Origin of the sequence: Bradyrhizobium sp. USDA 336, from assembly GCF_044908355.1 — a bacterium.
GTDB lineage: Bacteria > Pseudomonadota > Alphaproteobacteria > Rhizobiales > Xanthobacteraceae > Bradyrhizobium > Bradyrhizobium yuanmingense.
On the sequence record NZ_JBIYDC010000002.1, the window covers coordinates 844,428 to 862,525 of the forward strand.

At 63.3% G+C, this 18,098-nt stretch carries 15 protein-coding genes; all 15 read left to right on the top strand.

The window, feature by feature from the left end; all coding sequences use genetic code 11:
• The first annotated feature begins 2 nt into the window (after positions 1 to 2).
• Positions 3 to 4,199 (top strand): DNA-directed RNA polymerase subunit beta', encoded by a 4,197-nt coding sequence (gene rpoC, locus ABIA45_RS04840; RefSeq protein WP_036011015.1) that lies wholly within the window; start codon positions 3 to 5, stop codon positions 4,197 to 4,199.
• Positions 4,200 to 4,392: 193 nt separating this feature from the next.
• Entirely contained in the window at positions 4,393 to 6,447 is a 2,055-nt protein-coding gene (locus ABIA45_RS04845) for an FAD-dependent oxidoreductase (protein WP_271544519.1), read from the top strand.
• A 134-nt stretch (positions 6,448 to 6,581) separates the two neighbouring features.
• Complete coding sequence (locus ABIA45_RS04850) at positions 6,582 to 8,627, top strand: ABC transporter ATP-binding protein (protein ID WP_404651206.1); 2,046 nt, start codon at positions 6,582 to 6,584, stop codon at positions 8,625 to 8,627.
• A 901-nt stretch (positions 8,628 to 9,528) separates the two neighbouring features.
• A complete protein-coding gene (rpsL, locus tag ABIA45_RS04855; protein ID WP_007603006.1) occupies positions 9,529 to 9,900 on the top strand; it encodes a 30S ribosomal protein S12 in 372 nt (123 codons plus the stop codon).
• A gap of 15 nt (positions 9,901 to 9,915) precedes the next feature.
• Positions 9,916 to 10,386 carry a 30S ribosomal protein S7 gene (rpsG, locus tag ABIA45_RS04860; protein ID WP_018647239.1) on the top strand — a complete coding sequence of 157 codons (471 nt, stop codon included), beginning with the start codon at positions 9,916 to 9,918 and terminating at the stop codon, positions 10,384 to 10,386.
• A gap of 33 nt (positions 10,387 to 10,419) precedes the next feature.
• Positions 10,420 to 12,492 (top strand): elongation factor G, encoded by a 2,073-nt coding sequence (fusA, locus tag ABIA45_RS04865; RefSeq protein WP_036027596.1) that lies wholly within the window; start codon positions 10,420 to 10,422, stop codon positions 12,490 to 12,492.
• A gap of 40 nt (positions 12,493 to 12,532) precedes the next feature.
• Entirely contained in the window at positions 12,533 to 13,723 is a 1,191-nt protein-coding gene (gene tuf, locus ABIA45_RS04870) for an elongation factor Tu (RefSeq protein WP_025036994.1), read from the top strand.
• Between the two features lie 81 nt (positions 13,724 to 13,804).
• A complete protein-coding gene (rpsJ, locus tag ABIA45_RS04875) occupies positions 13,805 to 14,113 on the top strand; it encodes a 30S ribosomal protein S10 (RefSeq protein ID WP_002712302.1) in 309 nt (102 codons plus the stop codon).
• 52 nt (positions 14,114 to 14,165) lie between these two features.
• Positions 14,166 to 14,879, top strand: coding sequence for a 50S ribosomal protein L3 (rplC, locus tag ABIA45_RS04880; RefSeq protein ID WP_271544514.1), 714 nt, complete (start codon positions 14,166 to 14,168; stop codon positions 14,877 to 14,879).
• A 1-nt stretch (position 14,880) separates the two neighbouring features.
• A complete protein-coding gene (gene rplD, locus ABIA45_RS04885; RefSeq protein WP_018647243.1) occupies positions 14,881 to 15,501 on the top strand; it encodes a 50S ribosomal protein L4 in 621 nt (206 codons plus the stop codon).
• Positions 15,498 to 15,800, top strand: a complete 303-nt coding sequence (locus ABIA45_RS04890; protein ID WP_025036992.1) for a 50S ribosomal protein L23 — start codon at positions 15,498 to 15,500, stop codon at positions 15,798 to 15,800. Before rplD ends, ABIA45_RS04890 begins: the two co-directional genes overlap by 4 nt.
• Before the next feature lie 12 nt (positions 15,801 to 15,812).
• A complete protein-coding gene (gene rplB / locus ABIA45_RS04895; protein WP_404651210.1) occupies positions 15,813 to 16,649 on the top strand; it encodes a 50S ribosomal protein L2 in 837 nt (278 codons plus the stop codon).
• 12 nt (positions 16,650 to 16,661) lie between these two features.
• Entirely contained in the window at positions 16,662 to 16,940 is a 279-nt protein-coding gene (gene rpsS, locus ABIA45_RS04900) for a 30S ribosomal protein S19 (RefSeq protein WP_008136357.1), read from the top strand.
• Between the two features lie 10 nt (positions 16,941 to 16,950).
• Positions 16,951 to 17,337: a 50S ribosomal protein L22 gene (rplV, locus tag ABIA45_RS04905; protein WP_008549264.1), complete on the top strand. Its 387-nt coding sequence runs from the start codon at positions 16,951 to 16,953 to the stop codon at positions 17,335 to 17,337.
• 17 nt (positions 17,338 to 17,354) lie between these two features.
• On the top strand, positions 17,355 to 18,080 hold the full coding sequence (gene rpsC / locus ABIA45_RS04910) for a 30S ribosomal protein S3 (RefSeq protein ID WP_036011029.1): 726 nt from the start codon (positions 17,355 to 17,357) through the stop codon (positions 18,078 to 18,080).
• The last annotated feature ends 18 nt before the right edge of the window (positions 18,081 to 18,098 follow it).

An 18,098-nucleotide genomic window follows, 5' to 3' on the forward strand; every position in this document is an offset into this window, starting at 1 on the left:
CGATGAACCAAGAAATTATGAATCTCTTCAACCCGACGACGCCGGCTCAGGTCTTCGACCAGATCCGGATCTCGATCGCGTCTCCAGAGAAGATTCTGTCCTGGTCCTACGGCGAGATCAAGAAGCCGGAGACCATCAACTATCGTACCTTTAAGCCCGAGCGCGACGGCCTGTTCTGCGCCCGCATCTTCGGGCCGATCAAGGACTACGAGTGCTTGTGCGGCAAGTACAAGCGCATGAAGTACAAGGGCATCATCTGCGAGAAGTGCTCGGTCGAGGTCACGCTGTCGCGCGTCCGGCGCGAGCGCATGGGCCATATCGAGCTCGCAGCTCCCGTCGCGCACATCTGGTTCCTGAAGTCGCTGCCCTCGCGCATCGGCCTCCTGCTCGACATGACGCTGAAGGATCTCGAGCGGATCCTCTACTTCGAATATTACGTCGTGCTCGAGCCGGGCCTCACCGCGCTGAAGGACCGTCAGTTGCTGTCGGAAGACGAGTATCTGAAGGCGCAGGACGAGTACGGCCAGGACAGCTTCACCGCCATGATCGGCGCCGAGGCGATCCGCGAGCTGCTCAAGGGCATGGACCTCGAGAAGCTCGAGGCCTCGCTGCGTGCCGAGATGCAGGAGACCGACTCCGACATCAAGCACAAGAAGCTCGCCAAGCGTCTGAAGATCGTGGAAGCGTTCCGCCATTCCGGCAACAAGCCGGAATGGATGATCATGACCGTGATCCCGGTGATTCCGCCGGACCTGCGTCCGCTGGTGCCGCTGGACGGCGGCCGTTTCGCGACCTCTGATCTCAACGACCTCTATCGCCGCGTCATCAACCGCAACAACCGCTTGAAGCGGCTGATGGAGCTGCGCGCGCCCGACATCATCATCCGCAACGAGAAGCGCATGCTTCAGGAAGCGGTCGATGCGCTGTTCGACAACGGCCGCCGCGGCCGCGTCATCACCGGCGCCAACAAGCGTCCGCTGAAGTCGCTCGCCGACATGCTCAAGGGCAAGCAGGGCCGCTTCCGCCAGAACCTGCTCGGCAAGCGCGTCGACTATTCGGGCCGTTCGGTGATCGTGGTCGGTCCCGAGCTGCGCCTGCATCAGTGCGGCCTGCCGAAGAAGATGGCGCTCGAGCTGTTCAAGCCGTTCATCTATTCGCGGCTCGACGCCAAGGGCCTGTCCACCACCGTGAAGCAGGCCAAGAAGCTGGTCGAGAAGGAGCGGCCCGAGGTCTGGGACATCCTGGACGAGGTGATCCGCGAGCATCCGGTGCTGCTCAACCGCGCACCGACGCTGCACCGCCTCGGCATTCAGGCATTCGAGCCCGTGCTGATCGAGGGCAAGGCGATCCAGCTTCACCCGCTGGTCTGCTCCGCGTTCAACGCCGACTTCGACGGCGACCAGATGGCCGTGCACGTTCCGCTGTCGCTCGAAGCGCAGCTGGAAGCGCGCGTCCTGATGATGTCGACCAACAACATCCTGCATCCGGCGAACGGCCAGCCGATCATCGTGCCGTCGCAGGACATCGTGCTCGGTCTGTACTACGTCTCGATCATGCGCGAAGGCCTGCCCGGCGAGGGCAAGGTATTCGGCGACATGGCCGAGCTCGAGCATGCGCTGCACGCGAAGGTCATCCACCTCCACACCAAGATCAAGTACCGGTGGGAAGGCATGGACGAGACCGGCAAGGTCTCCAAGCGCTGGATCGAGACCACGGCGGGCCGCGTCATGCTCGGCAATCTGCTGCCGAAGAACCCGCGCATCTCCTACGAGATCATCAACAAGCTGATGACCAAGCGCGAGATCTCCGGCGTCATCGACCAGGTCTACCGCCACTGCGGCCAGAAGGAGACGGTGATCTTCTGCGACCGCATCATGGCGCTCGGCTTCTACAACGCGTTCAAGGCCGGAATCTCGTTCGGCAAGGACGACATGGTCGTGCCGCACGGCAAGTGGAAGATCGTCGACACCACCCGTACGCTGGCGAAGGATTTCGAGCAGCAGTACAACGACGGCCTGATCACCCATGGCGAGAAGTACAACAAGGTCGTCGACGCCTGGTCGAAGGCCACGGAAGAAATCGCCAAGGCGATGATGAAGGAGATCTCCGCCACCAAGAAGACGGCGAGCGGAGCCGACGCCGACATCAACTCGATCTACATGATGGCTCACTCCGGTGCCCGCGGTTCGCCGGCCCAGATGCGCCAGCTCGCCGGCATGCGCGGCCTGATGGCCAAGCCGTCGGGCGAGATCATCGAGACGCCGATCATCTCGAACTTCAAGGAAGGCCTCTCGGTGCTCGAGTACTTCAACTCGACCCACGGCGCCCGCAAGGGCCTCGCGGACACCGCGTTGAAGACCGCGAACTCCGGCTACCTGACCCGTCGTCTCGTCGACGTGGCGCAGGATTGCATCATCACGCAGAGCGACTGCGGCACCAAGCTCGGCATCAAGATGCGCGCCATCGTCGACGCCGGTACCGTGGTCGCCTCGCTCGGCTCGCGCATCCTCGGGCGCACGGCCTGCGAAGACGTGCGTGACAGCTCGGGCCAGGTGATCGTCAAGCGCGATACGCTGATGGAAGAGAGCCACGTGGATGCCATCCACCAGGCCGGCATCCAGGAGGTGAAGATCCGCTCGGCGCTGACCTGCGAGCTCGTCAACGGCATCTGCGGCAAGTGCTACGGCCGCGACCTCGCCCGCGGCACGCCGGTCAACCACGGCGAAGCGGTAGGCGTCATCGCGGCGCAGTCGATCGGCGAGCCGGGCACCCAGCTCACCATGCGCACCTTCCACATCGGCGGTGCGGCGCAGCTCAACGAGCAGTCCTTCGTCGAAGCCAACTTCGACGGCAAGATTGTGATCAGGAACAAGGCCATCGCCCGCAACAGCGAAGGTCACCTGATCGCGATGGTGCGCAACATGGTTGTCGCGATCGTCGATGCCGACGGCACCGAGCGTGCGACGCACCGGATCCAGTACGGTTCGCGTCTGCACGTCGACGAGGGCGACATGGTCAAGCGCGGCCAGCGCATTGTCGAGTGGGATCCCTACACCCGTCCGCTGCTCACCGAGGTCGAAGGAACCATCGGCTTCGAGGATCTGGTCGAGGGGCAGTCGATCTCGGAAACGCTCGACGAGGCCACCGGTATCGCCAAGCGTGTGGTCATCGACTGGCGCTCGACGCGCGGCGGCTCGGACCTGCGTCCGGCCATCGTGGTGAAGGGCAAGGACGGCAAGGTGCTCAAGCTCGCCCGTGGCGGCGATGCCCGCTACATGCTGTCGGTCGACGCCATTCTCTCGGTCGACATCGGAGCCAAGGTCCAGCCGGGCGACATCCTCGCCCGTGTCTCGACCGAAAGCGCCAAGACGCGTGACATCACCGGCGGTCTGCCGCGGGTGGCGGAACTGTTCGAGGCTCGGCGCCCGAAGGATGCGGCGATCATCGCCGAAATCGCGGGCACCATCCGGTTCGGGCGCGACTACAAGAACAAGCGTCGCATCTCGATCGAGCCGATGGACAAGACCGACGAGCCGCGCGAGTACCTGATCCCGAAGGGCAAGCACATCCACCTTCAGGACGGCGACGTCGTCGAAAAGGGCGACTTCATCGTGGAAGGCAACCCGGCGCCGCACGACATCCTCGCGGTCAAGGGCATCGAGGAGCTCGCGGCCTATCTGGTCAACGAGATTCAGGAGGTCTACCGGCTTCAGGGCGTGCTCATCAACGACAAGCACATCGAGGTGATTGTCCGTCAGATGCTCCAGAAGGTGGAAATCACCGACCAGGGCGACACGGACATGATCTCCGGCGAGCAGGTCGACAAGATCGAGTTCGACGCGCTCAACGTGAAGGCCAAGGAAGAGGGCAAGAAGCCCGCCACGGGAACGCCGGTTCTGCTCGGCATCACCAAGGCGAGCCTCCAGACCCGCTCCTTCTTCTCGGCGGCATCGTTCCAGGAGACCACCCGCGTCCTCACCGAGGCGGCGGTCAACGGCAAGATCGACCCGCTCGAAGGCCTCAAGGAGAACGTCATCGTCGGCCGGCTGATCCCGGCGGGCACCGGCGCCTCCATGGCCAAGATCCGCGAAGTCGCCATGAAGCGCGACAAGCTGATCCTGGACGAGCGCGAGAAGCAGGCCGCCGTCGTGTCGCCGGCGCCGGAAGCCGAGCTTCCTGCGCTGCCGCCGGCGGAATGATCGGTCATCCGTAGGAATACCGAGGACAATGAAAAGGCCGGCTTTCGCCGGCCTTTTTGCTGCTTTGTTTGCTTGTTGCGATGCGGGATCAACCTTTGTTCATCTTTCCTTCAGCCGCAAAAGCGCTTGTGCTATGGCGCCTTAGACCGGTGGTCCCGCCAAGGGGGCAGGGCCGGAAGACCACGGAACTTTCATGCTTGATCTCGCAATCGTAGGCGGCGGCCCCGGCGGGCTGATGAGCGCCTGGTACCTGAAGCGCAAGCTCGGCGACCTCTGCCGCGTCACCATCTACGAGGCCTCCGACAGGCTCGGCGGCAAGATCGTCACCCGCAAGTTCGATTCGGCGCCCGCGATGTACGAGGCCGGCGTTGCCGAGATCTACGACTACTCCATGACAGGCCCGGATCCTCTGCGCGAGCTGATCCAGCATTTCGGCCTTCAGACCATTCCGATGGATGCCGAGCAGGTGCAGTTCGGCGGTGAGCTGCTCAACGACGTTCCCGGCATGCGCCGCAAATACGGCGCCAAGACTGCCGCCGCGATCGAAGCCTTCCGCAAGCGCTGCGCCGAGGTGATGTCGCCGGTGGAATATTACGAGGGCGTCGGCGCGCACGACAACGAACATCCCTGGGCCTACAAGACCGCCGAGCAGGTGCTCGACGAGGAGGTCGAGGACATCACCGCAAAGCGCTTCTTCAAGGTGATGGCGCGTTCCGACATCGCGACCGAGAGCCACAACACCAACGGGCTCAACGCGCTTAAGAACTATCTGATGGACGTCGACGGCTATATCGGCCTCTATTCCATCCAGAACGGCAACGAGCAGCTGATCGAATGCCTGCAGTCGGAAGTCAATGCCGACATCCAGCTCAATCACCGCGTGCTCACCGTCGGCAAGGCGCCGACCGGCCGGTATCAGCTCAAGATGATGAACGGCAAGGGGCCGGAGACCCGTGACTTCGATCTCGTGCTGGTCTGCCTGCCGCATTCCTGGCTCGCCACTCTCGGGTGGGAGGGCGAGCAGCTGCGCAGGTCGATGGTCAAGCACGTCGCCTATTTCGACCGGCCCGCGCACTATCTGCGCGTCTCGATCCTGTTCGACGAGCCGTTCTGGGGCGACAAGATTCCGGGCGCCTGGTTCATGTCGGAAGCCTTCGGCGGCTGCTGCGTCTACAACGAGGGCGCACGTCACGACGTCGGCAAGCATGGTGTTCTGAACTGGCTCATTCCCGGCTCCGATGCGCTGGCTTTTGCCAATCTGTCGGACCAGGAGCTGATCGAGGCCGCCCTGAAATCGCTGCCGGCTTCTCTCGGCGATGCGCGTCTGCACTTCATGGAAGGCAAGATCCACCGCTGGCTGTCCTCGGTGAACGCGCTGCCTGGTGGTTTGCCCGCGCGCGACGTCATGACCAATCACCGGCCCGAGCCGAAGGAGCACCCCGGCATCGTGGTGGTTGGCGACTATCTGTTCGATTCGACGCTCAACGGCCTGCTCGATTCCTCGGACGCGGCGACCGACATCATCCTGACCGAGATGATGCGCCTGCGCCGCCAGCGCGCGCAGGACGACAAGCCGCTCTCGGACAAGATCGATCGCAAATATTTCGAGAATTATCGCGGTCTCGGCCCCTATCACCAGGCGTGGCGGCACTTCACCGATCCCGACTACCTGACGACGCTGATTGGCATTGTCTGGGGCAGGGCGGCGGGCGCCAAGCTGCTGGTCGCGGGCTCCGCCAGCGGCGAACTGGTCGGCGCCCTGCGCGATCGCGGCATCGATGCATGGGGAATCGAGAACAACCGCGCGATCCACGCCAGGACGCCGAAATCGCTGAAGAAGTACAACAAGCTCGGCACGATCACCGACATGCCGTTCAAGGACGGCACGTTCGACTTCGTGTTCGAGACCAGCCTCTGCCACGTTTCCCCGAAGCAAGTGGTCCGCGCGATCCGCGAGCTCAACCGCGTGGTCAAGACCGGCCTCGTGTTCGGCTCCATCACCTCGGACATGGCGCCGGCATTGATCGACCGCTACGACCTCTTGCGCGGAGTCAAGAAGCTCGGCACCTGGTGGGAATGGTCCGAACTGTTTTTCGGCAACGGCTTCGACCTGTCGATGCACCGCAAGGATTGCACCGATGCGCTGTGGGAGGCGACGCTCGCCGCCAACAAGGGGCCGGGGCAGTGGTACGCCGACGCGGACAGCTTGCGCTATTCCTTCTTCGACAAGGTCGAGGACGAGGACTAGCCTGGGGGACGCCAACCGAATCCGCCAATTGTTTTGCCGAATTCATCTTGATCGCATAAAATCGGTGCAATAGCGGTTGCCGCTATTTCCTGCGTTCTCTGCGGTCATGCCGGCCGTCAGCATCGGTTGGTTTCATGGCATCCAAGCCTTTCTTGCCTGGCGACAAGCCTCTATCTCCCGATCAACAGAAGCTCGCCGCGGAGGAGGCGGCCGGGCTCGATGGCAAGCTCGCCGACGCTGCCAAGCCGGATCTCAAGGACGACGAGGACGCCGAAGACGAGGGGGATGACGAGCTGGAGCTCGACGAGGACGATGAGGACGAGGACCTCGTCGTCTTTACCGCGCGCGAAGCCGCCGGGGCCCTTGCGACCATTGTCGGGTTCGTCAAGCCCTATCTCTCCAACTACAAGCGGATGCTGTCATTCGTGGCATTCGGCGTCGTGGTCGAGACGTTGTTCAACGTCATCATGCCGCTCAGCCTCAAGTTCCTGATCGACGATGCACTCGGCGAGGAGGATTTTCAGGCGCTCTACAAGATTCTCGGCGTGCTCGCCGTCGCCGGCATCTTCACCTCGATCGTTGCGGTCTGGTACGAACGCTGGGACGCGCGACTCGCCGCTTGCGTCATCTCCGATGTTCGCAAACGCCTGTTCGAGCACGTCCAGGACCTGCCCGCCGCCTATTTCGGCCGCACCAGGCGCGGCGAGATCCTATCGCGCTTCTCGGTCGATCTCTCGGCCTTCGAAGGCTCGGTCAAGACGTTCGCCAACAGTGCCGCGCTGCCGTTCCTGGAGCTGATCGCCGGCATCATCCTGATGCTGTTCCTCAACTGGCAGCTCGCCGTCGTCGCGCTGCTGGTGTTCCCGATCACGCTGATCGGCCCGCGGATCCTGACGCCGAAGGCGGTGCAGGCCAATTACGAACAGAAGCTCAATGAATCGGCGTTGCTGGGCCAAGTCCAGGAGAACGTGGCCGCCCAGGCGGTCATCAAGGCGTTCAGCCTGCAACGCAAGATGTTCGGCTTCTTCCGCTTGCGCAACGACGAGACCCGCAACAAGATGGCCTCGGCCACATTCCTCTCGACCATGGTGGAGCGGACCGTCACCATCTCGGTGCTCCTCCTGCACCTTGTGGTGCTCGCGATCGGCGCGTATCTGGCGACCAAGGGCCATATCACCATCGGCACCTTCGTCACCTTCGAGAGCGCGTTCTGGGAGGTCTCCTACAACATCGCCCATGTGATGCATTTCATCCCGGTGTCGATCTCCTCGGCCGCCGCGATCCGCCACATCCAGGAATTGCTCGACGAGCCGACCCGCAGCGCCGATCGGCCGGGCGCGCCAGATCTGCCGCGCATCACCCACGACATTACCTTCGATCACGTCACCTTCCAGTACGAGGGCAGTCAGGCGCCGGTGCTGGACAATCTCAGCCTCAAGCTCGATGCCGGCAAGCGCATCGCGATCGTCGGTCCGAGCGGCTCCGGCAAGAGCACGCTGCTCAATCTGATCCTGCGGCTCTACGTGCCCGACGAAGGCCGCGTCACCATCGACGGCGTCGACGTCCGCAAGGTGACGCTGGACTCGCTGCGCCGGAGCATGGCGGTGGTGTTCCAGGAGAACATGCTGTTCAACATGTCGATCCGCGAGAACATCCGGCTCGGCAAGGAGGGCGCAACCGACGAGGAGGTGGAGGAGGCGGCCAAGAAGGCCGAGATCCACCGCTACATCATGAGCCTGCCGCAGCGCTACGACACGCCGGTCGGCGAGCGCGGCGACACACTGTCGGGCGGCCAGCGCCAGCGCATCGCGATCGCGCGCGCGATCATCCGTAACCCCTCCGTGCTGCTGTTGGACGAAGCCACCTCGGCGCTGGACCAGACCACCGAGGCTGCGATCAACCGTACGCTGCTCAGGGTCGCCAAGGGTCGCACCATGATCTGGTCGACCCACCGCCTGACCTCGGTGGTCGAGATGGACGAGATCATCGTGATTTCAGGGGGCAGGGCGATCGAGCGCGGTTCCCATGCCGAGCTGCTCGCCAAGAATGGCACCTATCGCAAGCTGTGGAACGACCAGATCCACCAGTCCCATGCCGCGGCAGCTCACGCCGACGCCGACCGCGATGATGACGACGAGGACGAAGACCTCGATGACGATGAGGACGACGAGGAGGAGTAACCGCGGGCGGTCAGCTTCGAGGGGCCGCGTCTGATCGTCTCGTCTCACAGGCAACGCGCGGTTCAGCGCCGACTCGTCGATTCTCTGATGCAAGGCGTTCGGCCGCCGCGACGCCGCGTTTCTTTTCGCACGCATGGTTTGGGGCAAGAGCCATTCGCGGATCGACCAGTCCGGGCTGAAGCCCCGTCACACCGGGCATCGCGGCGGGCCGGGAAGGCCTGGTTGACCGGCCACCAGCCAGCAAACTGAGCGCAGGCAGGAGAAAAACCCCTGAGCCTGGTAATAAAACTACATTAAGCCCGGATATAATTGTTTTCAGATCTGGCAGGTCAATCGCCTCGATCCCATATCAGGCAGGTGCGGGGAGTCGGCCAAGAGGCTATTTTTTGCAGGCGCATGAAGCGCTTTGTGACTGTCGTTTCACCTTGACTTGACCGATTCTCACTTATAGAAAGCGCCTCACTTAACGACAGGCGGTGAGCATCGCCAGCGTCGGAACGGGCCACCCGTTGATCCCCAAAGACTAGATCTGCCAGGGGTCGCAAAGACGGGCACCAACCTCGACGAATGCCGCTCAAACGCTGTCGATCATAGCTAGGCAATGCCAGTGCGACTTTAGTTCTCTCGAGCACGTTCTCTTGAGATCGAATTCGGATGCATGACCTCAGTGCGCGGGCCGCGGCGTTAGGCTGAACGGCTTCGAGACTGCGGTCCTCTGTGGCGTCGAAGCGCTTTCCGCTCGTTGATGGAGCGGTTGGCGCAATTTCGCTTTGCGCGGGTCATTCGCGCCAGGCGGCCCGTTCGGGCGGGTAGCTCGAGCAGAATTTGCGGACCCGGTGACGGGCCGCGGCAAGACAGCGGACCCGCGAGGGGCCGCGGCAGAAAAAGGGTGAAGGCCAGTATGCCGACGATCAACCAGCTGATCGCTCAACCGCGGGAAGTGCAGAAGTCGCGCAAGAAGGTGCCCGCGCTGCAGCAGTCGCCGCAGAAGCGTGGTGTTTGCACGCGCGTCTACACCACGACCCCGAAGAAGCCGAACTCGGCGCTTCGTAAGGTTGCCAAGGTGCGCCTGACCAACGGCTTTGAGGTGATCGGCTACATCCCCGGCGAGGGCCATAACCTCCAAGAGCACTCGGTGGTCATGATCCGCGGCGGCCGCGTCAAGGACTTGCCGGGCGTGCGCTATCACATCCTCCGCGGCGTTCTGGACACCCAGGGCGTCAAGAACCGTAAGCAGCGTCGTTCGAAGTACGGCGCCAAGCGTCCGAAGTAAGCGGGAACCAAGCCTATGTCTCGTCGCCACTCTGCGGAAAAGCGCGAAGTTCTTCCGGATCCGAAGTTCGGGAACATCATCGTCACGAAGTTCATGAACTCGGTGATGTACGCCGGCAAGAAGTCGGTTGCGGAAGGCATCGTCTATGGTGCGTTCGGCATCATCGAATCCAAGACCAAGCAGAACCCGCTCGGCGTGTTCGAGCAGGCGCTCGAGAACGTCATGCCGACCATCGAGGTTCGCTCCCGCCGCGTCGGCGGCGCGACTTATCAGGTTCCGGTCGAGGTCCGCTCGACCCGCCGGCAGGCGCTCGGCATTCGCTGGCTGATCGCGGCTGCGCGCGAGCGCAACGAGAAGACGATGACCGAGCGGCTCTCGGCGGAGCTTTTGGACGCATCGAACAACCGGGGGAACGCCGTCAAGAAGCGCGAAGACGTGCACCGGATGGCGGAAGCCAACCGCGCCTTCTCGCACTATCGCTGGTAACGGCGAAACAAACGGACTCGCAAGGAACACCCTATGCCCCGCCAACATGCCATCGAGGACTACCGTAACTTCGGTATCATGGCGCATATCGACGCCGGCAAGACCACGACGACCGAGCGCATCCTCTATTACACCGGCAAGAGCCACAAGATCGGCGAAGTGCACGAAGGTGCCGCGACGATGGACTGGATGGAGCAGGAGCAGGAGCGTGGCATCACGATCACCTCGGCTGCGACCACCGCGTTCTGGAACGGCAAGCGCCTGAACATCATCGACACGCCCGGTCACGTCGACTTCACCATCGAAGTCGAGCGTTCGCTCCGCGTGCTCGACGGCGCCGTCTGCGTGCTCGACTCCAACCAGGGCGTCGAGCCTCAGACCGAGACCGTCTGGCGCCAGGGCGACAAGTACAAGGTTCCGCGCATCGTCTTCGCCAACAAGATGGACAAGATCGGTGCCGACTTCTTCAAGTGTCTGGCGGACATCGTCGACCGTCTGGGCGCCAAGCCCGTCGCAATCCAGCTTCCGATCGGTGCCGAGAACAACTTCAAGGGTCTCGTCGACCTCGTGAAGATGAAGGGCGTCGTTTGGAACGATGAATCGCTCGGCGCCAAGTTCGATTATGTCGATATTCCGGAAGACCTTGCCGACCAGGCCAAGGAATACCGCGAGAAGATGGTGGAAGCCGCCGTCGAACTCGACGACGATGCCATGGCCGCCTATCTCGACGGCAAGGAGCCGGACGAGGCGACCCTGAAGCGCCTGATCCGCAAGGCGGTGCTGACCGGCGCGTTTTATCCCGTGCTGTGCGGCTCGGCCTTCAAGAACAAGGGTGTGCAGCCGCTGCTCGACGCCGTGGTCGACTATCTGCCGTCGCCGCTCGACGTGCCCGCGATCAAGGGCACCGACGACAAGGGCAACGAGGTCGTGCGCAAGGCGGACGACAAGGAGCCGCTGGCGCTGCTCGCGTTCAAAATCATGGACGACCCGTTCGTCGGCACCATCACCTTCTGCCGCATCTATTCCGGCATTCTGCAGAGCGGCACCGGCGTCGTGAACTCGACCCGCGAGAAGAAGGAGCGGATCGGGCGCATGCTGTTGATGCATGCGAACAACCGCGAGGACATCAAGGAAGCCTATGCTGGCGACATCGTCGCGTTGGCCGGCCTGAAGGAAGCGCGCACCGGTGACACGCTGTGCGATCCCGACAAGCAGGTGATCCTGGAGAAGATGGAATTCCCCGAGCCGGTCATCGAGATCGCGATCGAGCCGAAGTCCAAGGCCGACCAGGAGAAGCTGGGCGTGGCGCTGGCCAAGCTCGCCGCGGAGGATCCGTCCTTCCGCGTGTCGACCGACCACGAGTCCGGCCAGACCATCCTCAAGGGCATGGGCGAACTCCACCTCGACATCAAGGTCGACATCCTCAAGCGCACCTACAAGGTCGACGCCAACATCGGCGCGCCGCAGGTGGCGTTCCGTGAGCGCATCACCAAGCGGGTGGAGCACAGCTACACCCACAAGAAGCAGACCGGCGGTACCGGCCAGTTCGCGGCGGTGTCGTTCATCGTCGAGCCGAACGAAGCCGGCAAGGGCTTCGAGTTCGAATCGAAGATCGTCGGTGGCGCGGTGCCGAAGGAATACATCCCGGGCGTCGAGAAGGGCCTGGAGAGCGTGCTGTCGTCCGGCGTGGTCGCGGGCTTCCCCGTGGTCGACGTCAAGGTGCAGCTCGTCGACGGCAAGTATCACGACGTCGACTCGTCGGCGCTCGCCTTCGAAATCGCCTCGCGCGCCTGCTTCCGCGAAGCGCTGCAGATGGGCAAGTCGGTCCTGCTCGAGCCGATCATGAAGGTCGAGGTGGTGACGCCGGAAGACTACACCGGCTCGGTCATCGGCGACCTGAATTCCCGGCGCGGTCAGATCCAGGGGCAGGACATGCGCGGCAACGCCAACGTCATCAACGCGATGGTGCCGCTCATGAACATGTTCGGTTACGTGAACAATCTGCGCTCGATGAGCCAGGGTCGCGCGACCTTCACCATGCAGTTCGATCACTACGCAGAAGCGCCGGCCAACGTGTCGGCAGAAGTCCAGAAGAAGTTTGCCTGATTGTCGTCGGTTGAAAGCTGACGATTGAACGGAGAGTCAAATGGCCAAAGCAAAGTTTGAACGTACCAAGCCGCACTGCAACATCGGCACCATCGGTCACGTCGACCATGGCAAGACGTCGCTGACCGCGGCGATCACCAAGGTTCTCGCCGAAGCCGGCGGTGCGACGTTCACCGCGTACGACCAGATCGACAAGGCGCCGGAAGAGAAGGCCCGCGGCATCACCATCTCGACCGCGCACGTCGAGTACGAGACGCCGAACCGCCACTACGCCCACGTCGACTGCCCCGGCCACGCCGACTACGTCAAGAACATGATCACCGGCGCTGCCCAGATGGACGGCGCGATCCTGGTTGTGTCGGCCGCTGACGGCCCGATGCCGCAGACCCGCGAGCACATCCTGCTCGCCCGCCAGGTCGGCGTGCCCGCGCTCGTCGTGTTCCTCAACAAGTGCGACATGGTCGACGATCCGGAGCTGCTCGAGCTCGTCGAGCTCGAAGTCCGCGAGCTGCTCTCCAAGTACGAATTCCCCGGCGACAAGATCCCGATCATCAAGGGTTCGGCGCTCGCCGCTCTCGAAGACTCCGACAAGAAGCTCGGCCACGACGCCATCCTCGAGCTGATGAAGAACGTCGACGAGTACATCCCGCAGCCCGAGCGTCCGATCGACCAGCCGTTCCTGATGCCGGTTGAAGACGTGTTCTCGATCTCGGGCCGCGGCACCGTCGTGACCGGCCGTGTCGAGCGCGGCGTCGTCAAGGTCGGCGAGGAAATCGAGATCGTCGGTCTCCGCGCCACCCAGAAGACCACCGTCACCGGCGTCGAAATGTTCCGCAAGCTGCTCGATCAGGGCCAGGCCGGCGACAACATCGGCGCGCTGCTCCGCGGCACCAAGCGCGAGGACGTCGAGCGCGGCCAGGTTCTGGCCAAGCCCGGTTCGGTCAAGCCGCACACTAAGTTCAAGGCTGAGGCCTACATCCTCACCAAGGAAGAGGGCGGTCGCCACACCCCGTTCTTCACCAACTACCGTCCGCAGTTCTACTTCCGCACCACCGACGTGACCGGTGTCGTGCACCTGCCGGAAGGCACCGAGATGGTGATGCCGGGCGACAACATCGCGATGGAAGTGCACCTGATTGTGCCGATCGCGATGGAAGAGAAGCTCCGCTTCGCGATCCGCGAAGGCGGCCGCACCGTCGGCGCCGGCGTCGTCGCCTCGATCATCGAGTAACAACGCGAATAGGGAATGGCGAGTGGCGAATAGTTTCTATTCGCTATTCGCTACTCGCCACTCACTAAGAAAGATTCGGCAATGAACGGCCAAAACATTCGTATCCGTCTCAAGGCGTTCGACCATCGTATCCTCGATACGTCGACCCGTGAGATCGTGAACACGGCGAAGCGCACCGGCGCGCAGGTCCGCGGACCCATTCCGCTGCCCACCCGCATCGAGAAGTTCACCGTCAACCGTTCGCCCCACGTCGACAAGAAGAGCCGCGAACAGTTCGAGATGCGCACTCACAAGCGCCTGCTCGACATCGTCGATCCGACCCCGCAGACCGTCGACGCTTTGATGAAGCTCGACCTGGCCGCCGGTGTCGACGTCGAGATCAAGCTCTAAGATTTTGGATCCCGTTCGCCAAAAGCGGACAAAGAGAACAGGAAGCAAGCCGATGCGCTCCGGAGTGATCGCACAAAAGGTCGGGATGACGCGGGTCTTCACGGAGGCCGGCGAACATATCCCCGTGACCGTGCTGAAGCTCGGCAATTGCCAGGTCGTAGGCCACCGCACCGAAGAGAAGAACGGTTACGTCGCGCTCCAGCTCGGTTCTGGCAGCCGCAAGACCGTTTACATGCCGAAGGCCGAGCGCGGCCAGTTCGCGGTCGCCAAGGTCGAGCCGAAGCGCCGGGTCGAGGAATTCCGCGTCACCGCGGACGCCATGATCCCGGTCGGCGCCGAGATCCTGGCCGACCACTTCGTCGTCGGCCAGTTCGTCGACGTCACCGGCACCTCGGTCGGTAAGGGCTTCGCCGGCGGCATGAAGCGCTGGAACTTCGGCGGTCTGCGCGCCACGCACGGTGTGTCGATCTCGCACCGCTCGATCGGTTCGACCGGTGGCCGCCAGGACCCCGGCAAGACCTGGAAGAACAAGAAGATGCCCGGCCACATGGGTGTCGACCGCATCACCACGCTCAACCTTCGCGTCGTCCAGACCGATGTCGAGCGCGGCCTGATCCTCGTCGAAGGCGCCGTTCCAGGCTCCAAGGGCGGCTGGATCCGCGTGCGCGACGCCGTCAAGAAGCCGCTGCCGAAGGAAGCCCCGAAGCCCGGCAAGTTCAAGGTTGCTGGCGACGCGGAAGCCGCTCCGGCTGCGCAGGAGGCGTGAGATGGAATTGAAGGTCACCACCCTCGAAGGTAAGGAAGCCGGCTCCGTCCAGCTGTCCGACGCCATTTTCGGCCTCGAGCCGCGCGAGGACATCATCGCGCGCTGCGTGCAGTGGCAGCTCAACAAGCGCCAGGCCGGCACGCACAAGGCCAAGGGCCGCGCCGAGATCTGGCGCACCGGCAAGAAGATGTACAAGCAGAAGGGCACCGGCGGTGCTCGTCACGGCTCGGCCCGCGTGCCGCAGTTCCGCGGAGGCGGTCGTGCCTTCGGTCCGGTGGTGCGTTCGCACGCGACCGACCTGCCGAAGAAGGTTCGTGCGCTCGCTCTGAAGCACGCGCTCTCGGCCAAGGCCAAGGACGGCGATCTCGTCGTGATCGAGAAGGCCGCGCTGGAAGCCGCCAAGACCAAGGCGCTGCTCGGCCACTTCTCGGGCCTCGGCCTCACCAACGCGCTGATCATCGACGGTGCCGAGCTCAACAACGGCTTCGCCGCTGCGGCTCGCAACATCCCGAACATGGACGTGCTGCCGATCCAGGGCATCAACGTCTATGACATCCTGCGCCGTCAGAAGCTCGTTCTGACCAAGGCCGCCATCGATGCGCTGGAGGCGCGCTTCAAATGAGCAAGAACATCGAGCCTCGCCACTACGACGTGATCCTGTCGCCGGTCGTGACCGAAAAGGCGACGATCGCCTCGGAGCACAACAAGGTGCTGTTCAAGGTGGCCGCCAAGGCGACCAAGCCGCAGATCAAGGAAGCGATCGAGAAGCTGTTCGACGTCAAGGTCAAGAGCGTCAACACGCTGGTCCGCAAGGGCAAGGTCAAGGCCTTCCGCGGCACCATCGGCTCGCAGTCGAACAGCAAACGCGCGATCGTGACCCTCGAAGAGGGTCACCGGATCGACGTCACCACCGGTCTGTAAGGTCGTACGACGATGGCACTGAAGACATTCAATCCCACGACGCCGGGCCAGCGCCAGCTGGTCATGGTCGATCGTTCGGCCCTCTACAAGGGCAAGCCGGTCAAGGCGCTCACCGAGGGCAAGAAGTCCTCGGGCGGCCGCAACAACACCGGCCGCATCACCGTGCGCTTCCGCGGCGGTGGTCACAAGCAGACGCTGCGTACCGTCGACTTCAAGCGTGAGAAGATCGACGTGCCCGCGACCGTCGAGCGTCTCGAGTATGATCCCAATCGCACAGCCGGTTTCATCGCCCTGATCAAGTATCAGGACGGCGAGCAGGCCTACATCCTGGCGCCGCAGCGCCTGGCGGTGGGCGACACGATCATCGCCGGCAATTACGTCGACGTGAAGCCGGGCAACGTCATGCCGCTCGGCAACATGCCGGTCGGTACGATCATCCACAACATCGAGGTCAAGATCGGCAAGGGCGGCCAGCTGGCGCGCTCTGCCGGTACCTACGCCCAGCTCGTTGGCCGTGACCAGGACTACGTCATCATCCGCCTGAACTCGGGCGAGCAGCGCCTGGTGCACGGTCGTTGCCGCGGCACGATCGGCGCGGTGTCGAACCCGGATCACATGAACACCTCGATCGGCAAGGCCGGTCGCAAGCGTTGGATGGGCCGCAGGCCGCACAACCGCGGTGTTGCGATGAACCCGATCGACCATCCGCACGGCGGTGGTGAAGGTCGTACCTCGGGCGGCCGCCACCCGGTCACCCCGTGGGGCAAGCCGACCAAGGGCAAGAAGACCCGCACCAACAAGTCGACCAACAAATTCATTCTCCTAAGCCGCCACAAGCGGAAGAAGTAAGGAACGCCGGACATGGTTCGTTCAGTCTGGAAAGGCCCGTTCGTCGAGGGTTCTCTGCTCAAGAAGGCAGATGCCGCGCGCGCGTCCGGCCGTCACGACGTCATCAAGATCTGGAGCCGTCGCTCGACGATCCTGCCGCAATTCGTCGGCCTGACCTTCGGCGTCTACAACGGTCAGAAGCACGTGCCGGTGGCCGTGAACGAGGAAATGGTCGGTCACAAGTTCGGCGAGTTCTCGCCGACCCGGACCTTCCATGGCCACTCCGGCGACAAGAAAGCCAAGAAGGCTTGAGGATTAAACGATGAGCAAACCTAAGCGCGAACGGAGCCTCGCCGACAACGAGGCCAAGGCGGTCGCCCGGATGCTGCGGGTGAGCCCGCAGAAGCTCAACCTGGTCGCCCAGCTCATTCGCGGCCGGAAGGCGTCTGCCGCGCTCGCCGACCTGCAGTTTTCGCGCAAGCGGATCGCGGTCGACGTGAAGAAGTGCCTGGAATCGGCGATCGCCAACGCCGAGAACAACCACGACCTCGACGTCGACGATCTCGTCGTGGCGCAGGCCTTTGTCGGCAACGGCCTCGTGATGAAGCGCTTCGCCGCCCGCGGCCGCGGCCGCTCGGGCCGTGTCTACAAACCGTTTTCGCAGCTGACGATCATCGTTCGTCAGGTCGAAGCTGAAGCCGCCGCTTAAGGGCGCAGGAGAACACGATGGGTCAAAAGATCAATCCGATCGGTCTGCGTCTCGGCATCAACCGGACCTGGGATTCCCGCTGGTTCGCCGGCAAGCAGGAATACGGCAAGCTGCTGCACGAGGACGTCAAGATCCGCGAGATCCTGCACAAGGAGCTCAAGCAGGCGGCCGTCGCCCGCATCGTGATCGAGCGTCCGCACAAGAAGTGCCGCGTCACCATCCACTCGGCCCGTCCGGGCGTGGTGATCGGCAAGAAGGGCGCCGACATCGACAAGCTGCGCAAGAGGGTCGCGGACATCACCTCGTCCGACGTCGTCATCAACATCGTCGAGATCCGCAAGCCGGAGCTCGATGCGACGCTGGTGGCCGAATCGATCGCGCAGCAGCTCGAGCGCCGCGTGGCGTTCCGCCGTGCCATGAAGCGCGCCGTGCAGTCGGCGATGCGTCTCGGCGCGGAGGGCATCCGCATCAACTGCTCGGGACGTCTGGGCGGTGCGGAAATCGCGCGCATGGAGTGGTACCGCGAAGGCCGCGTGCCGCTGCACACGCTGCGTGCCGACATCGACTACGGCGTTGCGACCGCGTTCACGACCTTCGGCACCTGCGGCGTCAAGGTCTGGATCTTCAAGGGCGAGATCCTCGAGCACGATCCGATGGCCCAGGACAAGAGAATGGCCGAAGGCGAGACCGGCGGCAGTGGCGATCGCGGTGGCCGTCAGCGCCGCGAGACGGCCGCTGCCTAAGGCCAGATAGGAATTTGA